The organism is Pseudomonas sp. NPDC089406, assembly GCF_044900265.1.
GTDB lineage: Bacteria > Pseudomonadota > Gammaproteobacteria > Pseudomonadales > Pseudomonadaceae > Aquipseudomonas > Aquipseudomonas fakonensis.
This window is the reverse complement of sequence record NZ_JBJDNC010000023.1, coordinates 13,125-32,271: the sequence shown is the minus strand read 5'-3', so window position 1 is coordinate 32,271 and position 19,147 is coordinate 13,125. Positions and strand designations below refer to the sequence as shown.

The window sequence follows — 19,147 nt, the reverse complement described above, 5'->3', positions numbered from 1 at the left end:
TCGGTCTGTGGCCTGGCACCGGCGTTGCCGGTGATCGCCGGCAAGCCGGCTCCTACAGGGAGGCCGGTGCAGGCTACCCAAGCGCCCACTCGGCCAGCGGCCAGTACTGCCCCTTGCGCGACTCGTACAGGGTGAAGTGCCGGGCGCTGAGAAAGAACTCCGGCGCCTCCCCGGCCTCTGGCGGCTGGCCGCGGTAATCCCGCGACAGCGTCAGGTGCGGCCGGTACTCGCGGCTGCCCACCTGCACCCTCAGCGGCAACAGCGCCTGCTGCAAGCCGTACACCAACTGCAACAAGGCCGGCGGCGTCTGCTCCGGGGCCAGCAGCAACGCCCCAGGCCGCGGCCACACTTGCAGCCGATCGAGCAGCAGCCGAAGCGGCGCCGCCGGGCGCTCCAGCCGTTCGACCGCCGCACAGATCGCCGGCACCTGCCCGGCATCGACATCCCCCAAAAACAGCAAGGTGACATGAAAGTTGTCGGCCGGCACCGGCTTGCCGCTGCGCAACCCCAGCCCGCGGCGCCAGCGGGCCAGCTCGCGGCGCTGGGCCTCGCCCACCGGCAAGGCGAAGAACAACCGCTTGAAGGGGGCGCCGCTGGGGCGTGGTTCCTGGGCCATGTGCTGCTCCTTGGTTGAAACGGTTGCGCAAGCTGTAGGCCATTACACCTAAGTCGCCCGGAATTTTCTTAACAATACTGACCGCGAAGTTTATGCTGGCGGGCTTATGCCATGGCGCATGGCCATTTTTTCGACAAGTAAACGTCCATGAAAATTGCAATCGTACTGATCTTCGCCCTCTCGATCGCCTATGTTCACCTGCGCGGTCGGGTTCGTCACAAACTCACCCGCCAGCTCGGTGACCACTCAAGCTTCCTGGCGCCGGTCAACAGCTTCCTCTACCTGTTCTCCAAGCAGCCGGCCAAGCCGTACCTGCCGGTGGAGGCGTTCCCCGAGCTGCAACCGCTCAAGGACAACTGGCAGGAAATCCGCCAGGAAGCCCAGCAACTGCTGCACGCCGGCGAGATCAAGAAGTCCGACAATTATGACGACGTCGGTTTCAATTCGTTCTTCAAGACCGGCTGGAAGCGCTTCTACCTGAAGTGGTACGGCGAGAGCCACCCGTCGGCGATGAGCCTGTGCCCGCGCACCACCGAGCTACTGCAAGGCATCGGCACGGTCAAGGCGGCGATGTTCGCCACCCTGCCGCCGGGCGCCAAGCTGGTGCGCCACCGCGACCCGTACGCCGGCTCCTACCGCTACCACCTGGGCCTGGATACCCCCAACGACGACGGCTGCTACATCGACGTCGACGGCGAGAAGTACTCCTGGCGCGACGGCGAGGCGGTGATGTTCGACGAGACTTACATCCACTACGCCGCCAACACCACCGAGCACAACCGCATCATCCTGTTCTGCGATGTCGAACGCCCGCTCAAGTACCGCTGGGCGACTGCCTTCAACCGCTGGTTCAGCCGCAACGTGATGGCCGCCGCCGCTGCACCGAACGATGCCAACGACAAGACCGGCGGCATCAACCGCCTGTTCACCCGCATCTACAAGATTCGCGAGCGCGGCAAGGCCATGAAGAAGCGCAACCGCACCCGCTACTATCTGGAAAAGTGGGCCGTGGTCGCCGCGCTGGTGCTGGTGTTCATCTACATCTGACCCGCCGCCCCCTGTAGGAGCCGGCTTGCCGGCGATGAGGCCGGCAGCGGCAACACCCGATGCTGGTGTGCCGCAGCAGGTGGCCCTATCGCCGGCAAGCCGGCTCCTACAGGGGTGCTGCCAACGCAGCACAGCCACACAAGACGCTCTGCGCAACCTCGACTAGCCTGAAAGCTCCTGTTGCCAACCTGACAAGGTGAAGACGATGAGCATGATGGACTGGGACGCCTACCGTAAGCAGTTGATGGCCGGTATCGGCGACCTCAAGCACCTCTCCCCCGACACCGTGGCCGGCTACATGACCGCCAGCGGCGCCGGCGCCAAGACCAACCACCTGGACGCAAAAACCCGCGAACTGATCAGCCTGGCGGTGGCGGTGACCACCCGCTGCGACGGCTGCATCGCCGTGCACTCGCAACAGGCGGTCAAGCATGGCGCCACCCGCGAGGAAATCGCCGAGGCGTTGGGTGTGGCGGTGGCGATGAATGCCGGCGCGGCGCTGGTGTACTCGGCCCGGGCGCTGGATGCGGTGGGCAAGGCCGGGGCTTGATTGGCACAACCCTGTGGGGGCAACTGCCTGGTGTTGCCTTTACCACGCGAAGCCTGAAGCCAGCACTGTACCTGTGGGAGCAACTGTTTTGTGCTGCCTGAACCGGCCTCATCGCCGGCAAGCCGGCTCCTACAGGTACGGCACGGGCCTGAAGCTTATGCAGTCCCTGTGGGAGCGGCTTTAGCCGCGAAGCAGACAACGCGGTGCCTGGCACCGGCTACGCCGGTGTTCGCGGCTGAAGCCGCTCCCACAGGTATCGCATGGCCTTTCAGACCTGCGCTGTACCTGTGGGAGCGGGCTTGCCGGCGATGGGGCCGAAACAGGCTTGCACCTGCCCGCTACACCGCCCAGACTTGCCAGCCCAGCCCGCGCAGGTAGCCGCATGATCCACATCCGCCCCATGACCCCGGACGACTTCGAACGCTTCTGGCCCACCTTCCAGGCCGTCGTCCAGGCCCGCCAGACCTACGCCTTCGACCCCGCCCTCGACCAAAGCCAGGCCCGCCAGCTGTGGCTGCAAGCCCCCCTGCATACCCTGGTGGCCGAAGAGGACGGCGAGCTGCTCGGCTCGTACTACCTCAAAGCCAACGCCGCCGGCCCCGGCAGCCATGTGGGCAATTGCGGCTACATGGTCTGCGAGCACGCCCGTGGCCGTGGCGTGGCGCGGCTGATGTGCGAGCACTCGCAAAAGCTCGCGCGCCAAGAGGGTTTTCTGGCGTTGCAGTTCAATTCGGTGGTGGCCAGCAACGAGGTGGCTGTGGCGCTGTGGCACAAGCTTGGCTTCGACACGGTCGGGCGTTTGCCCAAGGCTTACCGGCATGCCCAACTGGGGCTGGTGGACTGCCTGGTGATGTACAAGTGGCTGGCCGACGAGCCGGTGGTGGAAAAGCCTGCGCTGCTGATCGGGCGCAAGAACATCGAGGCGCGGGTGTCGCGGCGGCGCGGGCGGTGATGCCCTGTAGCGGCCCTGTCGCAGGCTTGCCGGCGACAGGGCCCTTTGATCAGAACGCCAAACCGACCTTCACGCCAAACTCATCACGCTTGAGCTTGTTGTTGTCCAGTACCGGCGAATCGCCATCAACCTTGTACTCGGTACGGGTGTAATACACCCCGGCCTGCACCGGCATGCCACCCTGCCGGTTCATCAGCAAGGTGACTTCGGCGTAAGGGTTGGTGCGGTCCTTCATGTCGATGCTGTCACTGCCGAAGTCGTCCACCTTGATGCGCGCACGGCCGTCGAGGGTGTGGCGGGCGCCCACTTCGACACGCAGGGTCGAGGTATCGAACTGGTGGTTGTAGCCCAATGCCGCCTTGGCGAACGGCGACTTGTAGGTCAGGCGGGTGTCGAGGTCGTTGATCTCGGGCTCGAAGCGGGTCCAGCTGTAACCGCCGCCCACAGTCACATCGACGAAGTTGCGCGCATCCAGCGCCGCACGCCAGCCCAGGTCAAGCTCGGCCTGGGCCTCCTTGAGCTTGTTGTCGTTCTTCTTGCCGTACTTGGCCTCGGCCCCCAGTTGGTAGATCAGCCCGGACTCGGCAGTCATCTTGTTGCCGAAGCTGGCGAACACACCGCCCTGGCCCAGGTGCTGCTTGTCCGAGCTGCTGCCGCCTTCGAACTTGAAGCTGTCGTACGAGCCCAGCAGGCCGAAGGTGAACAGCGGGTCGGTGCTGGGGGCGGCACTGGCAGCTAGCGGCGCGCCCATCAGGGCCAGCAGGCAGGCGTGGCGCAGCGGGTTGCGGATGAACATTGGCAAAAGTCTCCATGACGTAGGTGAATGACGAACCAGCCGTTCGAGACAACGCCATTGGGAAAAGTTCGGAAAAAAATCAGTAAAAACCGCTAAACCATTGCCCCATCACACTTTTGGTGGTCAGATGCGCGCCAGTTTCAGGTGTCCTGCGCCGCCGTGCGCAGGGTGAAACGGGAAGCCGGTGCGTCGCTTTTGGCGACAAGTCCGGCGCTGCCCCCGCAACGGTAAGCGAGCGAACCCTTCGACACACCACTGTGCCTTGGCATGGGAAGGTGAAGGCTTCACGACCCTCGCAAGCCCGGAGACCGGCCTGAAGCCTTACTTGGCAACCCGCGGTGGGCGGGCGCAGGCCGGTATCCGCGTGCGCGCCTGCGTGCGTGGTTCGCCTTTGCGTGTTTTCCACCGGGATGCATTCTTTCCTGCAGCAGTGGAACGACATGTCCCGACTCAGCAAGCTTCACCCCCTGGCCGCCTGTTTGGCCGTCGCCCTTCCGGCCCTGGCCGACGAACCCCTGACCCTGCCCTCCACCGCGGTCACCGACAGCCAGGAGGCTCGCAGCATCGACCTGGCCACCCCAACCCCGGCCGGCTCGCGCCTGAACCTCAGCGCCCTGGACACCCCCGCCAGCACCACCAGCCTCAGCGAGGCGCAGATCCAGCAGCGCAACAACACCACCGTGCAGGACGCCGTAAGCCGCACCCCGGGCCTGACCTTCATCGGCACGCCAGGCGACGGTGGCACCGGCCTGTCGGCGCGTGGTTTTACCGGGCAGAACTCGGTGATGACCCTGTTCGATGGCGCACGCCTGTACACCGGTGCCGGCACCCAGACGTTCCCGGTAGACCCGTGGATGGTCGAGCGCATCGATGTGCTGCGCGGCCCGGCCTCGGTGCTGTACGGCGAAGGCGCCACCGGGGCGACGGTCAACGTGGTCCCGAAAAAGCCGCTGACCGGCGAGGTGCGCAACCACCTGCGCCTGGGCTACGGCTCGTGGGACCGCCAGCAACTGGGCCTGGACAGCGGCGGCAGCTTGAGCGAGCGCTTGAGTTATCGCCTGACCCTCAACCAGCAAGCCGGTAACGGCTACGTTGACCGCACCGAGTCACGCAGCCTGGCCCTGAGCGCCGCCCTGCGCTTCGATGCCAGCGACAACCTGAGCTTCACCCTGGCCCACGAACGCGGTGACGCGCAGCCGGCCAACTACTACGGCATCCCGCTGATCGACGGCCACCTGCGCGACAGCCTGCGCAACAAGAACTACAACGTCAGCAACGATGTGCAGCGCTACCACGATGAATGGACGCGCCTGACCACCGACTGGGCCCTGAGCGACAGCGTGTCGGCCAGCAACCAGCTGTACTACATCAAAAGCCGCCGCCACTGGCGCAACGCCGAAAGCTACAGCTGGGACCGTTCAGCGTCAGTGCTGCAGCGCAACAGCTTCCTGGAAATCCGCCACAACCAGGAGCAGGTCGGCGACCGCCAGAGCTTCACCTTCGACCACAGCCTGCTGGGCCTTGCCAGCAAGACCGTGGTGGGCGTCGAGGCCAACCGCATCCGCTTCAACATCGACAGCAACTCCCCCTACGAAGACGGCAGCAGCGACCCGCTCGACCCGTGGCGCCCTGCCCCCGGCCCCTTCCACAGCAACAGCCCGACGCAGCCGCAGATGCTGTCGAAGGTCAGCACCGTCGCCCTGTTCGCCGAAAACCGCACCCAACTGAGCGAGCGCCTGGCGCTGGTCACCGGCATTCGCCGCGACCAGAACCACATCGACCGCGACGACCTGATCAACAACACCCGCAACGACCGCAGCCTGCGCGGCGGCAACTGGCGGGCGGGCCTGGTTTACGCGCTCAGCGACGACCTGTCGCTTTATGGCCAGTTTTCCACCAGCGAGGACGGCGTCGGCGACCTGTTGACCCTGCGCCCCGAGCAAAGCCTGGACCTGACCGAGGCCAAGCAGACCGAACTGGGCCTCAAGCAACGCTTCTGGGACGGGCGCGGTGAATGGACCCTGGCGGCCTACCACATCGTCAAGAAGAAGCTGCTGGTCAGCGACCCGGTTACCCATGACAAACAGCAGGCCGGCCAGCAGACCTCCGACGGCCTGGAAGCCAGCCTGGAACTGGCGCTGGGCAACCAGTGGCAGCTGTCGGCCAACGCCGCGCTGGTGCGGGCCAAGTACGACCAGTTCGACGAGGTGAACGGCGGCATCGCCTATGACCGCGCCGGCAACCGCCCCACCGACGTACCGCGGCGCACCGCCAACCTGTGGCTGAGCAAAGGCTTCGGCCAGGCGGTGGATGCCGGCATCGGCCTGCGCTACGTGGACGAGCGCTACGCCAACACCGCCAACAGCCAGCGCGTGCCGGGCTACACCGTGGTCGATGGCAATATCGGCTGGCAGGTGCTGCCGGACGTGCGCCTGGGGCTGCAGGTGAACAACCTGTTCGACCGGGTGTACGCGCAGTCGGCTTACAGTGGCGAGCAGTGGCTGCTGGGCACGCCGCGGTCGTATTTCGCCACCGTGGATTATCGGTTCTGAGCGATGGCCCTATCGCCGCAATCCCAATTGACGCGCCCCCTGTAGGAGCCGGCTTGCCGGCGATAGGGCCAGCACAGGTAACCAACCATTTGCCCCCGCCACCAAACCCATGGCATAGATGCACGTCTACCGTGCCTGCAGCATGCCTTTCAGGAGATCGCGCCCATGAGCAAGTCCCCCTACGTTCCCCCCAAGGTCTGGAAGCACGAAGCCGCCTCCGGTGGCCAGTTCGCCAGCATCAACCGCCCGGTCGCCGGCCCCACCCACGACAAGGATCTGCCGGTCGGCAAGCACCCGCTGCAGCTGTATTCGCTGGCCACGCCCAACGGCGTGAAGGTGACCATCCTGCTCGAAGAGCTGCTCGCCCTCGGCCACACCGGCGCCGAGTACGACGCCTGGCTGATCCGCATTGGCGAAGGCGATCAGTTCGGCAGTGGCTTCGTCGGCGTGAACCCCAACTCGAAAATCCCCGCCCTGCTCGACCGCAGCGTCGAACCGCCGGTGCGGGTGTTCGAGTCCGGCTCGATCCTGCTGTACCTGGCCGAGAAGTTCGGCGCCCTGCTGCCCAAGGCCCTCGCCGCACGCACCGAGTGCCTCAACTGGTTGTTCTGGCAAATGGGTTCGGCGCCGTACCTGGGCGGTGGATTCGGCCACTTCTACGTGTATGCGCCAGAGAAGTTCGAGTACGCCATCAACCGCTTCACCATGGAGGCCAAACGTCAGCTCGACGTGCTGGAGCGGCGCCTGGCCGACAGCGCCTACCTGGGCGGTGACGACTACAGCATCGCCGACATCGCCGTATGGCCCTGGTACGGCCAGCTGGTGCGCGGCAACCTGTACGGCGCGGCCGAGTTCCTCGCGGTGCACGAGTACCCCAACCTGCAGCGCTGGGCCGAAACCATCGCCCAGCGCCCGGCGGTACAGCGCGGCACCCGGGTCAACCGCACCTGGGGGGATGAAGACAGCCAGGTGCCGGAGCGGCATTCGGCGGCTGATCTGGATTGATGCCTGCACAGGGCTTGTGGGAGCGGGCTTGACCCGCGATGGATGGCGCCGGCTGCGCCGGTATCGCGGGGCAAGCCCGCTCCCACGCCAGCATTCATGCCCCTGCACACCGCCCAGACTGCCGCGCTGCAACGAACCATTTCCCCGCTGCATGCCTGCGTGCAACAAGACCTTCTTGCTACACTCGCCGCCATGATTTTTCCACCTGCACAACTGTGGTGACAGCATGATCGAGGTAACCGAGGTTTCCATTGCCGAGCTGCGCAACGCGCTCGAGACCGGCCGCACGACCGCCGTGGAGCTGGTCAAGGCCTACCAGGCACGTATCGACGCCTTTGACGGCAAACACACCGCCACCGCACTGAACGCCGTGGTGGTGCGCAACTCCGAGGCACTGAAGGAAGCCGAGGCTTCCGACGCCCGCCGCGCCCAGGGCAAGACCCTCGGCCCGCTGGACGGCATCCCCTACACCGCCAAGGACAGCTACCTGGTCAAGGGCCTGACCGCTGCCTCCGGCAGCCCGGCGTTCCAGCACCTGGTCGCCCAGCGCGATGCCTTCACCGTCGAGCGCCTGCGCGCCGGCGGCGCCATCTGCCTGGGCAAGACCAACATGCCACCGATGGCCAACGGCGGCATGCAGCGCGGCGTGTATGGCCGTGCCGAAAGCCCGTACAACGCCAACTACCTGACCGCCCCCTTCGCCTCGGGCTCCTCCAACGGCGCCGGCACCGCCACCGCTGCCAGCTACAGCGCCTTCGGCCTGGCTGAAGAAACCTGGTCCAGCGGCCGCGGCCCGGCCTCGAACAACGGCCTGTGCGCCTACACCCCGTCGCGCGGGGTAATCTCGGTACGCGGCAACTGGCCGCTGACCCCGACCATGGACGTGGTCGTGCCCTACGCCCGGACCATGGCCGACCTGCTGGAAATCCTCGACGTGGTGGTGGCCGACGACAGCGACAGCCGCGGCGACCTGTGGCGCCTGCAACCCTGGGTGCCGATCCCGGCAGCCTCCAGCGTGCGCCCGGCGTCGTACCTGGACCTGGCAGTGCAAGCCGACTCGCTCAAGGGCAAGCGCTTTGCCGTGCCGCGCATGTACATCAATGCCGACGAGCAAGCCGGCACCTCGGAAAAGCCCGGCATCGGCGGCCCCACCGGCCAGCGCATCAACACCCGCGCCAGCGTGATCGCGCTGTGGCAGCAGGCACGCCAGGCCCTGGAAGCGGCCGGCGCCGAAGTGGTCGAGACCGACTTCCCGCTGGTGTCCAACTGCGAGGGCGACCGCCCGGGTGCACCCACCGTGTACAACCGCGGCATGGTCAGCAAGGAATTCCTGCATGACGAGCTGTGGGAGCTGTCGGGCTGGGCGTTCGACGACTTCCTGCGGGCCAACGACGACCCGCAACTCAACCGCCTGGCCGACGTCGACGGCCCGCAGATCTTCCCCCACGACCCAGGCACCCTGCCCAACCGTGAAGACGACCTGGCTGCCGGCATGGACGAGTACGTCAACATGGCCAAGCGCGGCCTGAAAACCTGGGACCAGATCGCCACCGTGCCGGACGGCCTGCGCGGCCTGGAGGCCACCCGCAAGCTCGACCTCGAAGACTGGATGGACGCCCAGGGCCTGGACGCGGTGCTGTTCCCCACCGTGGCCGACGTGGGCCCGGCAGATGCCGACGTCAACCCGGAGTCGGCGGACATCGCCTGGAGCAACGGCATCTGGGTGGCCAACGGCAACCTGGCGATCCGTCACCTGGGCGTGCCGACCGTCACTGTGCCGATGGGCGTGATGGCCGATATCGGCATGCCGGTGGGCCTGACCTTCGCCGGCCGGGCGTACAGCGACAACAATCTGTTGAAATTTGCCGCCGCCTTCGAGGCCACAGGTTCGCGCCGGATGATCCCGCCGCGTACGCCGAAGCTGGGTTGACGACAACATCATCGCGGGGAAAGCCCGCTCCCACGCTGCTGCGCGTGGGAGCGGGCTTGCCCCGCGATGCTTTTCGACCGCCTGGAATAATTCAACAAAGCATGCAAAAATCAACCATCTGTTGATTCGAGCCTGCCCGCATGACCCCTGCCGAAGAGCGCCAGTTCACCTTCACCGTCCTCAAGGCCGCCCTCCAGGCCTTGGCCAGCGTCGCCCCGCGTAATGTCGAAATCCTTTTGCATGACCTCGACCACCCCGAACATTCGGTGGTGGCCATCGCCAACGGCCATCTGTCCGGGCGCCAGGTCGGCAGCCCGATCCTCGCCGCCCCCGAGCAGGACCAAGGTTTCAAGGCCCTGATGCAGGCCGCCGACGGCCAGCCCGGCTGCGAACCGGTGGTGCTGCCCGACTACCCCACCACCCTCAAGGGCCGGCAGCTGCGCAGCGCCACGGCGATCTTCCGTGACCGCGACGGCCAACCGTTCGCCAGCCTGTGCATCAACACCGATGTCACCGGCCTGGACGCGGCCATGGCTTTCATCAAGCACTTCCAGCCGCTGGGTGCCAGTCCGGGCCAGGCCAGCAGCGTGGAACCGGCCGCCGACATGGCGGTGCTGATGGCCGAGATCATCCAGGCCGCGCTGCAACGCAGCGGCCAGGGGCGGATGAACAAGCAGGCCAAGGTGCAGGCCGTGCGCATGATGCAGGAGCGCGGCTTGTTCATCGTCAAGGGCGGCGTCGAGAAGGCCGCCGAGGCCCTCGGGGTGACCCGCTACACCATCTACAACTACCTGGAGCAGCTGCGCGGCGAACACGCCCCGGCTGCCCGCGACTGACACCGGAGCCACCATGCCCTTGCACATCCACACGCCACTGATCGAGTCCCGCCCACTGTCGCTCAGCGCCGGGCGCGCGGTCTGGCTCAAGCTCGAAGCCCTGCAGCCCTGCGGCTCGTTCAAGCTGCGCGGGGTCGGCCATGCCTGTGAAAGCCACCACGCCCGCGGCGCCCGGCATTTTGTGTCGTCGTCGGGTGGCAACGCCGGGCTGGCAGTGGCCTACGCCGGGCGCCAGCTGGGCGTACCAGTGACCGTGGTGGTACCAGAGACCACCAGCGCACGCGCCATAGAACTGCTGCGCCTGGAAGACGCCACGGTGGTGGTACATGGCGCGTCCTGGCAAGAAGCCAATGCCCATGCGCAGACGCTGCTGGGCCCGGATGACGCATTCATCCACCCGTTCGACGACCCGCTGCTGTGGGCCGGCCATGCCAGCATGGTCGACGAGGTGGCGGCGGCCGGCTTCAAGCCCGATGCCTTGGTGCTGTCGGTGGGCGGTGGCGGTTTGCTCAGCGGTGTGGTCGAGGGCTTGCAGCGCAATGGCTGGGGCGACGTGCCGGTGCTGGCGGTGGAAACCGAGGGCGCTGCCTCGCTGCATGCGGCCATGGCTGCCGGGCACACCGTGGAGCTTGCCGATATCACCTCGGTGGCCACCTCGCTGGGTGCCAAGCGGGTAGCCGAGCGGGCGCTGGCCTGCACCCGCGAGCAGCCGGTGTACAGCCACCTGGTCAGCGACCGCGAGGCCCTGCTGGCCTGCGAACGGCTGCTGCACGAGCACCGCCTGCTGGTGGAGCCGGCCTGCGGCGCGGCGCTGGCGTTGCTGGAGCGGCCGGATGCGTTGCAGGGCTACGGCAATGTGCTGGTAATCGTGTGTGGCGGTGCGACGGCCACGCTTGCGCAGATGCGCGCCTGGCTCGGCCAATGAGTTGACCCCTATCGCCGGCAAGCCGGCTCCATGGAACAACACACAACTCATTGAGTTGGCAGGGGCCTGTGGGAGCGGGTTTACCCGCGAACACCGGCGAAGCCGGTGCCATCTAGCGCGGCGCCTGCTTCGCGGCTAAAGCCGCTCCCACAGGTACGGCGCTTGGTTCGGACTTCGCGCGATCCCGTAGGAGCCGGCTTGCCGGCGATGGGGCCTGCCCAGGCAACCGGCATGGCAAAGCCGCCCTCTATCGCTATATACTTTTTGATACAGCGATTTAGAAGTCCCCTGCCATGTCCAGTATCCGTGACCGCAACCAGCACCTGATCCTCGAGGCCGCCAGCGAGGAATTCGCCGTACACGGCTTCGCCGCGGCGCGCATCGACGCCATCGCCGCCCGCGCCGGGCTGCCCCGGCCCAACGTGTTCTACTACTTTCGCAACAAGCGCCTGCTGTATGTCGCTGTGCTCGAGCTTGTGATGCAGCCGCTGCTGCTGGCCTCGCGCCGCCTGGCCGCCGACCTGCACCCCAAACAGGCCCTGCCGCGCTACCTCAAGGCCAAGGCCGAAGTCGCCCGCCAGCACCCGCATGCCACGCGGGTGTGGCTGAAAGAAATGCTGCACGGCGCCCGCCACCTACCCGGCAACAGCGCCGAGGAGCTGCGCCTGAGCGTGCGCCAGAACCTGGCCTGCCTCAGCGCCTGGATGGACCGCGGGCTGATCGCCCGGGCCTGCCCGCAGCATCTGCTAGTGTTCCTCTGGTCCACACCCCTGGCCACCTTCCGCTTCGGCGAGGCACCAGGCAGCGCCAGCCAGGTCAGGCCCAGCCGAGCCTCGACCCAGGCCATGGTCGACATGCTGCTGCGCAGCCTGCGCCCGGACGCGCTGGCGGTGGGCAAGACCGCCTGATCGCTATATCAAAATAAATACAACGAAAAGGAGTACCGGCATGAACCATGCCGCCAAGGAAGCCGTAGGTGCCCAGTACCAGCTGGACCTGATGAAGCACGCCCAGCGCATGACCTGGCAGGCCGTCGAGCGTATCGCCGCAGGCATCCGCCCCGGCATGCGCGAGTCCGAAGCCCGCGCCCTGGGCCAGCAGGTACTTGAGCAGTTGGGCATGCAACGCATCTGGCACCCCACGCACATTCGTTTCGGCGCCAACACCCTGAAGACCTTCAAGCAGCGCTCCGACGGCGACCCGGTGCTGGGCGAGCAGGACATCTACTTCATTGACATGGGTGTGGTGTGGGAAGGCCACGAAGGCGATGCCGGTACCACCTTCGTCACCGGCAACGACCCGCAGATGACCGCCTGTGCGGCGGCGGTGAAGGCCCTGTTCGACGAAGTGGCAGCCTGCTGGCGTAGCCAGGGCGTGACCGGGGTCGCGCTGTACGACTTCGCCGCCGAGCGCGCCCAGGCCATGGGCTGGGTGCTGAACATGGAGATCAAGGGCCACCGGGTCAGCGATTTTCCGCATTCCATCTACCGTGCCGGCGACTTGGGCGCGTTCGAAGGGCAACCAGGGGCCGGGCTGTGGATTCTGGAAATCCAGATCGCCCACCCAACGCTGGGGTACGGGGCGTTCCATGAGGACCTGCTGGCCTGACAGGGCCCTATCGCCGGCAAGCCGGCTCCTACAGGTTAAGCGGCCTTCACTCCAACAACGTAACCAGCTCTGGTCGAAACTCAGCGGCACTGACCTCGACCACCGCCAGCGTCACCGGCAACTTGAACCGCCTCGGCCCGGCGCTACCCGGGTTGAGGTACAAGTGCCCTGCCCGCCATTCGATCAGCGGCTTGTGCGAATGCCCGGTGATCACCACCTGCACCGCATCATCCAGGCATTGCGGCACATCGGCGATATCGTGCACCAGCAGCACCTGCCAGCCCTCGATGGAAAAACGCAGCTCATCTGCCAGGCCCTCGGCCCAGGCCAGGCCCAGGTCGTTGTTGCCGCGCACCACCTGAAGCGGCGCAATGGACTGCAGCGCGTCGAGCACTTCTGGCTTGCCGATGTCCCCGGCATGCACGATCAGCGCGCAGCCTTGCAGCGCCGCCACCGCCTCGGGGCGCAGTAGCCCGTGGGTGTCAGAGATCACGCCTATTTTCATCAGAGTACTTGATCCTGTATCGACTGATTCGGCGCTCAGCATACGGTAAAGCCGAGCAACGCCGGGTAGCCGAAGGTGCTGGCCATGATTTGTTGCAATGCGTTTGCACAGGTCCTAAACGGAATAAGGGGCGTGCTATGCTCTGGCAATTTTTCAGGGACTGAAACCTCCCTGCAAAGCAAGGCAAACCCCGGAAGCGAATATGCAGATCAGAGCGTTCCAGCTACATAACTATGGCCGTTTCGAGTCGCTGGCGGCTTCGTTCATGGAGAATGAGTCCACCCCGGCCAAAGTCGTTGTTCTGGTCGGTAATAACGGGGCGGGCAAGACTTCCATCCTGAAAGGACTGGCAACGTCGCTGAGCTGGTTTATCGCGCGCCTGCGCAGCGAGAAAGGGAGTGGCAGCCCAATTGCTGAACACTTGATAAAGGAAGGTACGCAGTCCGCAGCAGTCGAAATCGAAGTCGCAGATAACTTGACTGATGAGCCTTTTTACCAGTGGACACTGGCTCGTACGCGCCAAGGCAGGGTCGCCAGACACCGTACAGCCTTACAAGGTATTGCGAATGCTACCGAACTTTACCGGATACGGCTGACGCTCATGGAGGACTGCAATCTTCCTCTCATGGCCCACTATCCGGTGGAGCGCTCGGTGCTCGAAACCCCTCTAAAAGCCAAAAGGAGAAATGCATTCGACCAGCTGTCGGGGTATGAAGACTTCCTCAGCCCATCGATTGGCTTCGCGAAATTTTTCGAATGGTTCAGGGATCGTGAGGATCATGAAAATGAACGGTCAAGAGAACTATTCAATACTGTAATCAGTGATCACGATATCAAGCGTTTTGCCATGAGCATCCTGGACAGAAACCGAGATACAAATGGCGACCTTGCTGACGGGTTTGTTATGCCGCTGCCCGAGGACCTTACTGCACAACTCAAGAACCATTTTCACCAGTGGTCCGGACGTACAAAGGACGCACAGCTTTCCGCCGTCCGCTCAGCCATCGAACGATTTATGCCAGGCTTCGCCAACTTGCGTGTGCAACGCAAGCCTCGCCTGCAACTGATGGTCGACAAAAACGAACAGCCCCTGAACATCCTGCAATTGTCGCAAGGCGAAAAGTCGCTGATGGCATTGGTCGGCGATATTGCACGTCGCTTGGCGATGATGAACCCTGGTCTGGAAAATCCATTGCACGGCGTTGGCATCGTCCTGATCGACGAAATCGATATGCACCTGCACCCGACCTGGCAGCGCGAAATCATCCGTAATCTCACGAGCACTTTCCCCAACTGCCAGTTCATCCTGACCACCCATTCACCCCTCGTGATCAGCGACTCCCCTGATGTACTAGTACTCTCCCTGAACAATGGCACTCTGGAAAGGAAGCCCTCTCAATTCGGCCAGGATGCCAATACTGTTTTGCTCGACGTTATGAATACGCATGTCCGCAACCGGGACATCGGCGCACTGCTGAACGATGCACTGGATGCCATTCAGGACAGTCGCCTGGAGGACGCTAGACAGATCATCGACACCCTCGATGCACAACTCCCTCCGTCGAATCTGGAGCTGACCAAAGCCAAACTGTTCCTTCGCAAACAGGAATTGCGCATTGAGAAAAATCGATAAGGGCGCAGAACCAGAAGTGCTGACCCGCTTCAAGGCAAAAAACCCTGGCAAGCACTACAACGACCTCGATCACTTGGTACGTGCAGCAATCAGACAGTCGTGCACTATCGAGCAGCTGTACCTGTGCGCCTATTGCTGCGCCGAGATCACCGGCGAGCAACCCGGCACCATGAATGAACATCTGCAGTGCCGTGACAAAAACCGCCCACTGAGCCTCGCATTTGACAATATCGTGGCCAGTTGCACGACACCGGGACAGTGCGATGCCGCCAAGGGAAACCACCCTCTCCCCGTTACTCCGCTGATGCATGAGTGCGAGACCGAACTGAAATTCCTCATCAGTGGCAGAGTTAAAGGTCTCTCCGCCAAGGCCGTTCAGACGATTGCCGTGCTGAACCTCGGCGACCATGAGGATCACAACAAGCAATTGGTGGAAAAACGCAGGCAATTGTCACACTGGCTGCTGCAAGAGAATGGACTTGACCCAAACTCCCCACTTGAAGACGACGAGCTTTTGCTTTCGGTGATTGATGATCTTAACCGCCCCGAGCAGGGCAGGCTGAAACCTTTCGCGCCAGCGGTGGTGAGTATTCTCAAAAGTTGGCTCAGCGCAGCAAGTTAGGGCCCCCAGAGTCTCAAGCTTTTTGGATGACCCCCGCCTCGCAGTTCCAACGCACCTTGTCGCCTAGCTTGTACTGCGCACTCATCGGATTCTCCACGCCCCTGCAACGGGCTGATCAGAATGGTCACATTGCTCTGTTCTACTGACCCCGCCCCAACGAGAAAAAACTCCCCCGGCCAGCCCGCCGGAACCCGCGCCAGGGACGGCGCGCAGGGGCTTGCCGGCGAAAGGCCGGCAGCAAACAACCGCAACTCGGACGAAAAGCGCCTTGCGCCCTTTCGTACTGCGGCAAGTGAAGGCACAATGCGTGTCCTTTTTTTGGCCGGCCTGGCCGGGGGCCTTTAAATGATCAAGACGCCGTACTACCTCATCGACAAAACCAAGCTGCTGAGCAACATGGAGAAGATCGCCTACGTGCGCGAACACTCCGGTGCCAAGGCCCTGCTCGCCCTCAAGTGCTTCGCCACCTGGTCGGTGTTCGACCTGATGCAGCAGTACATGGATGGCACCACTTCTTCCTCGCTGTACGAGCTCAAGCTCGGCCGCCAGAAGTTCGCCGGCGAAACCCACGCCTACAGCGTGGCCTGGGCCGACGACGAAGTCGAAGAGATGCTCGACAACTGCGACAAGATCATCTTCAACTCGATCGGCCAACTGCAGCGCTTCGCCGAACAGTCCGAAGGCAAGATCCGCGGCCTGCGGGTCAACCCGCAAGTGAGCAGCTCCGACTACCTGCTGGCCGACCCGGCGCGCCCGTTCAGCCGCCTGGGCGAGTGGGACCCTGCGAAGATCGAACAGGTGATCGGGCAGATCTCCGGTTTCATGTTCCACAACAACTGCGAGAACGGCGATTTCAGCCTGTTCGACAAGATGCTCAGCCACATCGAGGAGCGCTTCGGCCACCTGCTGCACCAGGTCGAGTGGGTCAGCCTGGGTGGCGGCATCCACTTCACCGGTGACGACTACGCGGTCGACGCCTTCTGCGCACGTCTGAAAGCCTTCGCCGAAAAATACGGCGTGCAGGTGTACCTGGAGCCAGGCGAAGCGGCCATCACCAACAGCGCCTCGCTGGAAGTGACCGTGCTCGACACCCTGTACAACGGCAAGCACCTGGCCGTGGTCGACAGCTCGATCGAAGCGCACCTGCTCGACCTGCTGATCTACCGCCTCAACGCCAAGATGGCCCCCAACGACGGCGAGCACACCTACATGGTCTGCGGCAAATCGTGCCTGGCCGGTGACATCTTCGGCGAATACCAGTTCGACAAGCCGCTGGCCATCGGCGATCGCCTGTCGTTCATCGACACGGCCGGTTACACCATGGTCAAGAAAAACTGGTTCAACGGTCTGAAAATGCCGTCCATCGCGGTCAAGCAACTCGACGGCAGCGTCGAGCTGGTGCGCGAGTTCGGTTTCGAAGACTACGTTTCGAGCCTGTCGTAAGACGGGCTTTCATGAAGGAGAGCAGCTGAATTGAAGAAGAACGTTCTTATCATTGGTGCAGGAGGTGTCGCCAAGGTGGTGGCCCACAAGTGCGCACAGCATAACGACGAGTTGGGTCGTATTGCGATTGCGTCACGGAACATCTCCAAATGCCAGGCCATCATCGACAGCGTCAAGGCCAAGGGTAGCCTCAAGGTACCCGCCGACATCCAGGCCTTCTCGCTCAATGCCCTCGATGTCGAGGCAACCAAGGCGCTGATCCGCGAGACCGAATCGCAGATCGTGATCAACGTCGGTTCTGCCTTCCTCAACATGTCGGTGCTGCGTGCCTGCATCGATACCGGTGTCGCTTACCTTGACACCGCCATCCACGAAGAGCCGGGCAAGATCTGCGAGACCCCGCCGTGGTACGGCAACTACGAGTGGAAACACCTCGAAGAGTGCCAACAAAAGAACATTACCGCCATTCTCGGCGTCGGTTTCGACCCGGGTGTGGTGAACAGCTACGCGAAACTCGCGCAGCAACAGTACTTCGACCAGATCGACTCGATCGACATCCTGGACGTGAACGCCGGCTCCCACGGCAAGTACTTCGCCACCAACTTCGACCCGGAAATCAACTTCCGCGAGTTCACCGGGCAGGTGTGGAGCTGGCAGAACAGTCAGTGGACCAGCAACACCATGTTCGAGGTCAAGCGTACCGACGACCTGCCGGTGGTGGGTTCGCAAAACCTGTACCTGACCGGGCACGATGAAGTGCACTCGATCTCGAAGAACCTGAACGTGCCGAACGTGCGCTTCTGGATGAGCTTCGGCGAGCACTACATCAACGTGTTCACCGTGCTGAAGAACCTCGGCCTGCTCAGCGAGCAGCCGGTGAAGACCGCCGAAGGCCTGGAAGTGGTACCGCTGAAAGTGGTCAAGGCCGTGCTGCCGGACCCGGCCTCGCTGGCCCCGGGCTACACCGGCAAGACCTGCATCGGCGACCTGGTCAAGGGCACCAAGGATGGCCAGCCGCGCGAGGTGTTCATCTACAACGTGGCCGACCACGAAGAAGCCTACGCCGAGACCGACAGCCAGGGCATCTCCTACACCGCCGGCGTACCGCCAGTAGCGGCCGCCCTGCTGGTGGCCCGTGGTGAGTGGGATGCAGGGCGCATGGTCAACGTCGAGGAGCTGCCGGCCGAGCCGTTCCTCAAGGCGCTGGACGTGATGGGCCTGCCGACCCGCGTGAAAGATGAAAAAGGCGACCGTCCGTGGGACGCTGAAGCCTGATCATCAGCGGTATGAAGAAGGGGGCGCCGCATGGCGCCCCTTTTGTTTTTTCAGGCCCGGCCCCATCGCCGGCAAGCCCGCTCCCACAGGGATCGCATGAGCCTCAAACCTGCGCTGTCCCTGTAGGAGCCGGCTTGCCGGCGATGAGGCCAGCACAGGCAGCCCCAGAAACTAGCCTCAGGCCTGAGCGCCGTGAGGTCCCTGTGGGAGCGGGCTTGCCCGCGAAGAGGCCAGCACAGGATTACCTGCCCGAACCGCCACCGGGCTTTAAGTCCCGCCCCGCCTGCGCTATCTTCGCCGCCCGCCCCACCCGCACCGCGAAGGAAATGCCAGCATGCTCTCCAGCCGTACCCTCACCCTGATCCTGGGTGTCGCCTTCATTCTCCTCGACCAGTGGGTCAAGCTGATCGCCCTGGTGGGGCTGAAAAGCCACAGCTACGTATTCGGCAACCAGCACCTGTGGCTGGACCTGGCCCTGAGCCTCAACCCGGGCGCTTTCCTCAGCCTGGGCGCGAGCCTGTCGCCCTGGGTGAAGCAACTGATCTTCGTGGCAGCAGTGGGCGTGGTGTGTGTCTGGGCCATCGTCTGGGCGCTGCGCCACTGGCAGGCCACGCCGCTCAAGGCTGGCGCTGCGTACTTCATCGCCATGGGCGGGCTGTCCAACCTGATCGACCGGGTGACTCGCGACGGCCATGTGGTCGACTACCTGGTGCTCAACCTCGGCCCCCTGCACACCGGCGTGTTTAATCTGGCCGATATCGCCATCATGGCCGGGGCCGGCATTCTGCTGTGGACCGGGCTGAAAAAGCCCCAGGCCCTTTAAGGTGACCGGGGGCTAACCTCAAGTCCTTG

Annotated in this window: 18 protein-coding genes and 1 riboswitch; of the genes, 15 read left to right on the top strand and 3 right to left on the bottom strand. The window is 64.1% G+C overall.

Annotation, left to right across the window (positions count from 1 at the left end; all coding sequences use genetic code 11):
- Nucleotides 1–73: 73 nt before the first annotated feature.
- Nucleotides 74–616: an RNA 2',3'-cyclic phosphodiesterase gene (thpR, locus tag ACI2KK_RS17235; RefSeq protein ID WP_404669800.1), complete on the bottom strand. Its 543-nt coding sequence runs from the start codon at nucleotides 614–616 to the stop codon at nucleotides 74–76.
- 147 nt (nucleotides 617–763) lie between these two features.
- Here thpR and lpxO point away from each other — a divergent pair, with 147 nt between their 5' ends.
- The 3 genes from lpxO to ACI2KK_RS17220 all read left to right on the top strand — a co-directional run bounded on the left by lpxO (nucleotide 764) and on the right by ACI2KK_RS17220 (nucleotide 3,165).
- Nucleotides 764–1,663, top strand: a complete 900-nt coding sequence (lpxO, locus tag ACI2KK_RS17230; protein WP_217884682.1) for a lipid A hydroxylase LpxO — start codon at nucleotides 764–766, stop codon at nucleotides 1,661–1,663.
- 205 nt (nucleotides 1,664–1,868) lie between these two features.
- Nucleotides 1,869–2,213, top strand: a complete 345-nt coding sequence (locus ACI2KK_RS17225) for a carboxymuconolactone decarboxylase family protein (RefSeq protein WP_217839187.1) — start codon at nucleotides 1,869–1,871, stop codon at nucleotides 2,211–2,213.
- Nucleotides 2,214–2,595: 382 nt separating this feature from the next.
- Nucleotides 2,596–3,165 (top strand): GNAT family N-acetyltransferase, encoded by a 570-nt coding sequence (locus ACI2KK_RS17220; protein WP_404669799.1) that lies wholly within the window; start codon nucleotides 2,596–2,598, stop codon nucleotides 3,163–3,165.
- Between the two features lie 49 nt (nucleotides 3,166–3,214).
- Here the strand turns inward: ACI2KK_RS17220 and ACI2KK_RS17215 are convergent, their stop codons facing one another.
- Complete coding sequence (locus ACI2KK_RS17215; RefSeq protein ID WP_404669798.1) at nucleotides 3,215–3,961, bottom strand: outer membrane beta-barrel protein; 747 nt, start codon at nucleotides 3,959–3,961, stop codon at nucleotides 3,215–3,217.
- 125 nt (nucleotides 3,962–4,086) lie between these two features.
- A riboswitch (cobalamin riboswitch) is annotated at nucleotides 4,087–4,293 on the top strand.
- A gap of 108 nt (nucleotides 4,294–4,401) precedes the next feature.
- On the opposite strand from ACI2KK_RS17215, the gene ACI2KK_RS17210 reads away from it, so the two are divergent.
- From ACI2KK_RS17210 to ACI2KK_RS17180, 7 genes are all read left to right on the top strand, one after another.
- Entirely contained in the window at nucleotides 4,402–6,513 is a 2,112-nt protein-coding gene (locus tag ACI2KK_RS17210) for a TonB-dependent receptor (RefSeq protein ID WP_404669797.1), read from the top strand.
- A 165-nt stretch (nucleotides 6,514–6,678) separates the two neighbouring features.
- Nucleotides 6,679–7,518: a glutathione-dependent disulfide-bond oxidoreductase gene (gene yghU, locus ACI2KK_RS17205; protein ID WP_404669796.1), complete on the top strand. Its 840-nt coding sequence runs from the start codon at nucleotides 6,679–6,681 to the stop codon at nucleotides 7,516–7,518.
- A gap of 226 nt (nucleotides 7,519–7,744) precedes the next feature.
- Nucleotides 7,745–9,448, top strand: coding sequence for an amidase (locus ACI2KK_RS17200; RefSeq protein WP_404669795.1), 1,704 nt, complete (start codon nucleotides 7,745–7,747; stop codon nucleotides 9,446–9,448).
- A 140-nt stretch (nucleotides 9,449–9,588) separates the two neighbouring features.
- Nucleotides 9,589–10,284 carry a transcriptional regulator gene (locus ACI2KK_RS17195; protein ID WP_404669794.1) on the top strand — a complete coding sequence of 232 codons (696 nt, stop codon included), beginning with the start codon at nucleotides 9,589–9,591 and terminating at the stop codon, nucleotides 10,282–10,284.
- Nucleotides 10,285–10,297: 13 nt separating this feature from the next.
- The gene (locus ACI2KK_RS17190) at nucleotides 10,298–11,209 is read left to right on the top strand and encodes a pyridoxal-phosphate dependent enzyme (RefSeq protein WP_404669793.1); all 912 of its coding nucleotides are present in this window, start codon (nucleotides 10,298–10,300) and stop codon (nucleotides 11,207–11,209) included.
- A 293-nt stretch (nucleotides 11,210–11,502) separates the two neighbouring features.
- Nucleotides 11,503–12,117 (top strand): TetR family transcriptional regulator C-terminal domain-containing protein, encoded by a 615-nt coding sequence (locus ACI2KK_RS17185; RefSeq protein ID WP_404669792.1) that lies wholly within the window; start codon nucleotides 11,503–11,505, stop codon nucleotides 12,115–12,117.
- 40 nt (nucleotides 12,118–12,157) lie between these two features.
- Nucleotides 12,158–12,817, top strand: coding sequence for a M24 family metallopeptidase (locus ACI2KK_RS17180; protein WP_404669791.1), 660 nt, complete (start codon nucleotides 12,158–12,160; stop codon nucleotides 12,815–12,817).
- A gap of 46 nt (nucleotides 12,818–12,863) precedes the next feature.
- Here ACI2KK_RS17180 and ACI2KK_RS17175 read toward each other — a convergent pair whose 3' ends face one another.
- The gene (locus tag ACI2KK_RS17175; RefSeq protein WP_404669790.1) at nucleotides 12,864–13,322 is read right to left on the bottom strand and encodes a metallophosphoesterase family protein; all 459 of its coding nucleotides are present in this window, start codon (nucleotides 13,320–13,322) and stop codon (nucleotides 12,864–12,866) included.
- 202 nt (nucleotides 13,323–13,524) lie between these two features.
- On the opposite strand from ACI2KK_RS17175, the gene ACI2KK_RS17170 reads away from it, so the two are divergent.
- From ACI2KK_RS17170 to ACI2KK_RS17150, 5 genes are all read left to right on the top strand, one after another.
- Nucleotides 13,525–14,955: an AAA family ATPase gene (locus ACI2KK_RS17170; protein ID WP_404669789.1), complete on the top strand. Its 1,431-nt coding sequence runs from the start codon at nucleotides 13,525–13,527 to the stop codon at nucleotides 14,953–14,955.
- Nucleotides 14,939–15,577: a TIGR02646 family protein gene (locus ACI2KK_RS17165; protein WP_404669788.1), complete on the top strand. Its 639-nt coding sequence runs from the start codon at nucleotides 14,939–14,941 to the stop codon at nucleotides 15,575–15,577. Before ACI2KK_RS17170 ends, ACI2KK_RS17165 begins: the two co-directional genes overlap by 17 nt.
- Nucleotides 15,578–15,922: 345 nt before the next feature.
- Complete coding sequence (locus ACI2KK_RS17160) at nucleotides 15,923–17,020, top strand: carboxynorspermidine decarboxylase (RefSeq protein WP_217839199.1); 1,098 nt, start codon at nucleotides 15,923–15,925, stop codon at nucleotides 17,018–17,020.
- 30 nt (nucleotides 17,021–17,050) lie between these two features.
- Nucleotides 17,051–18,295, top strand: coding sequence for a saccharopine dehydrogenase family protein (locus ACI2KK_RS17155; RefSeq protein WP_404669787.1), 1,245 nt, complete (start codon nucleotides 17,051–17,053; stop codon nucleotides 18,293–18,295).
- A gap of 334 nt (nucleotides 18,296–18,629) precedes the next feature.
- Entirely contained in the window at nucleotides 18,630–19,118 is a 489-nt protein-coding gene (locus tag ACI2KK_RS17150; protein ID WP_404669786.1) for a signal peptidase II, read from the top strand.
- Nucleotides 19,119–19,147 lie beyond the last annotated feature (29 nt).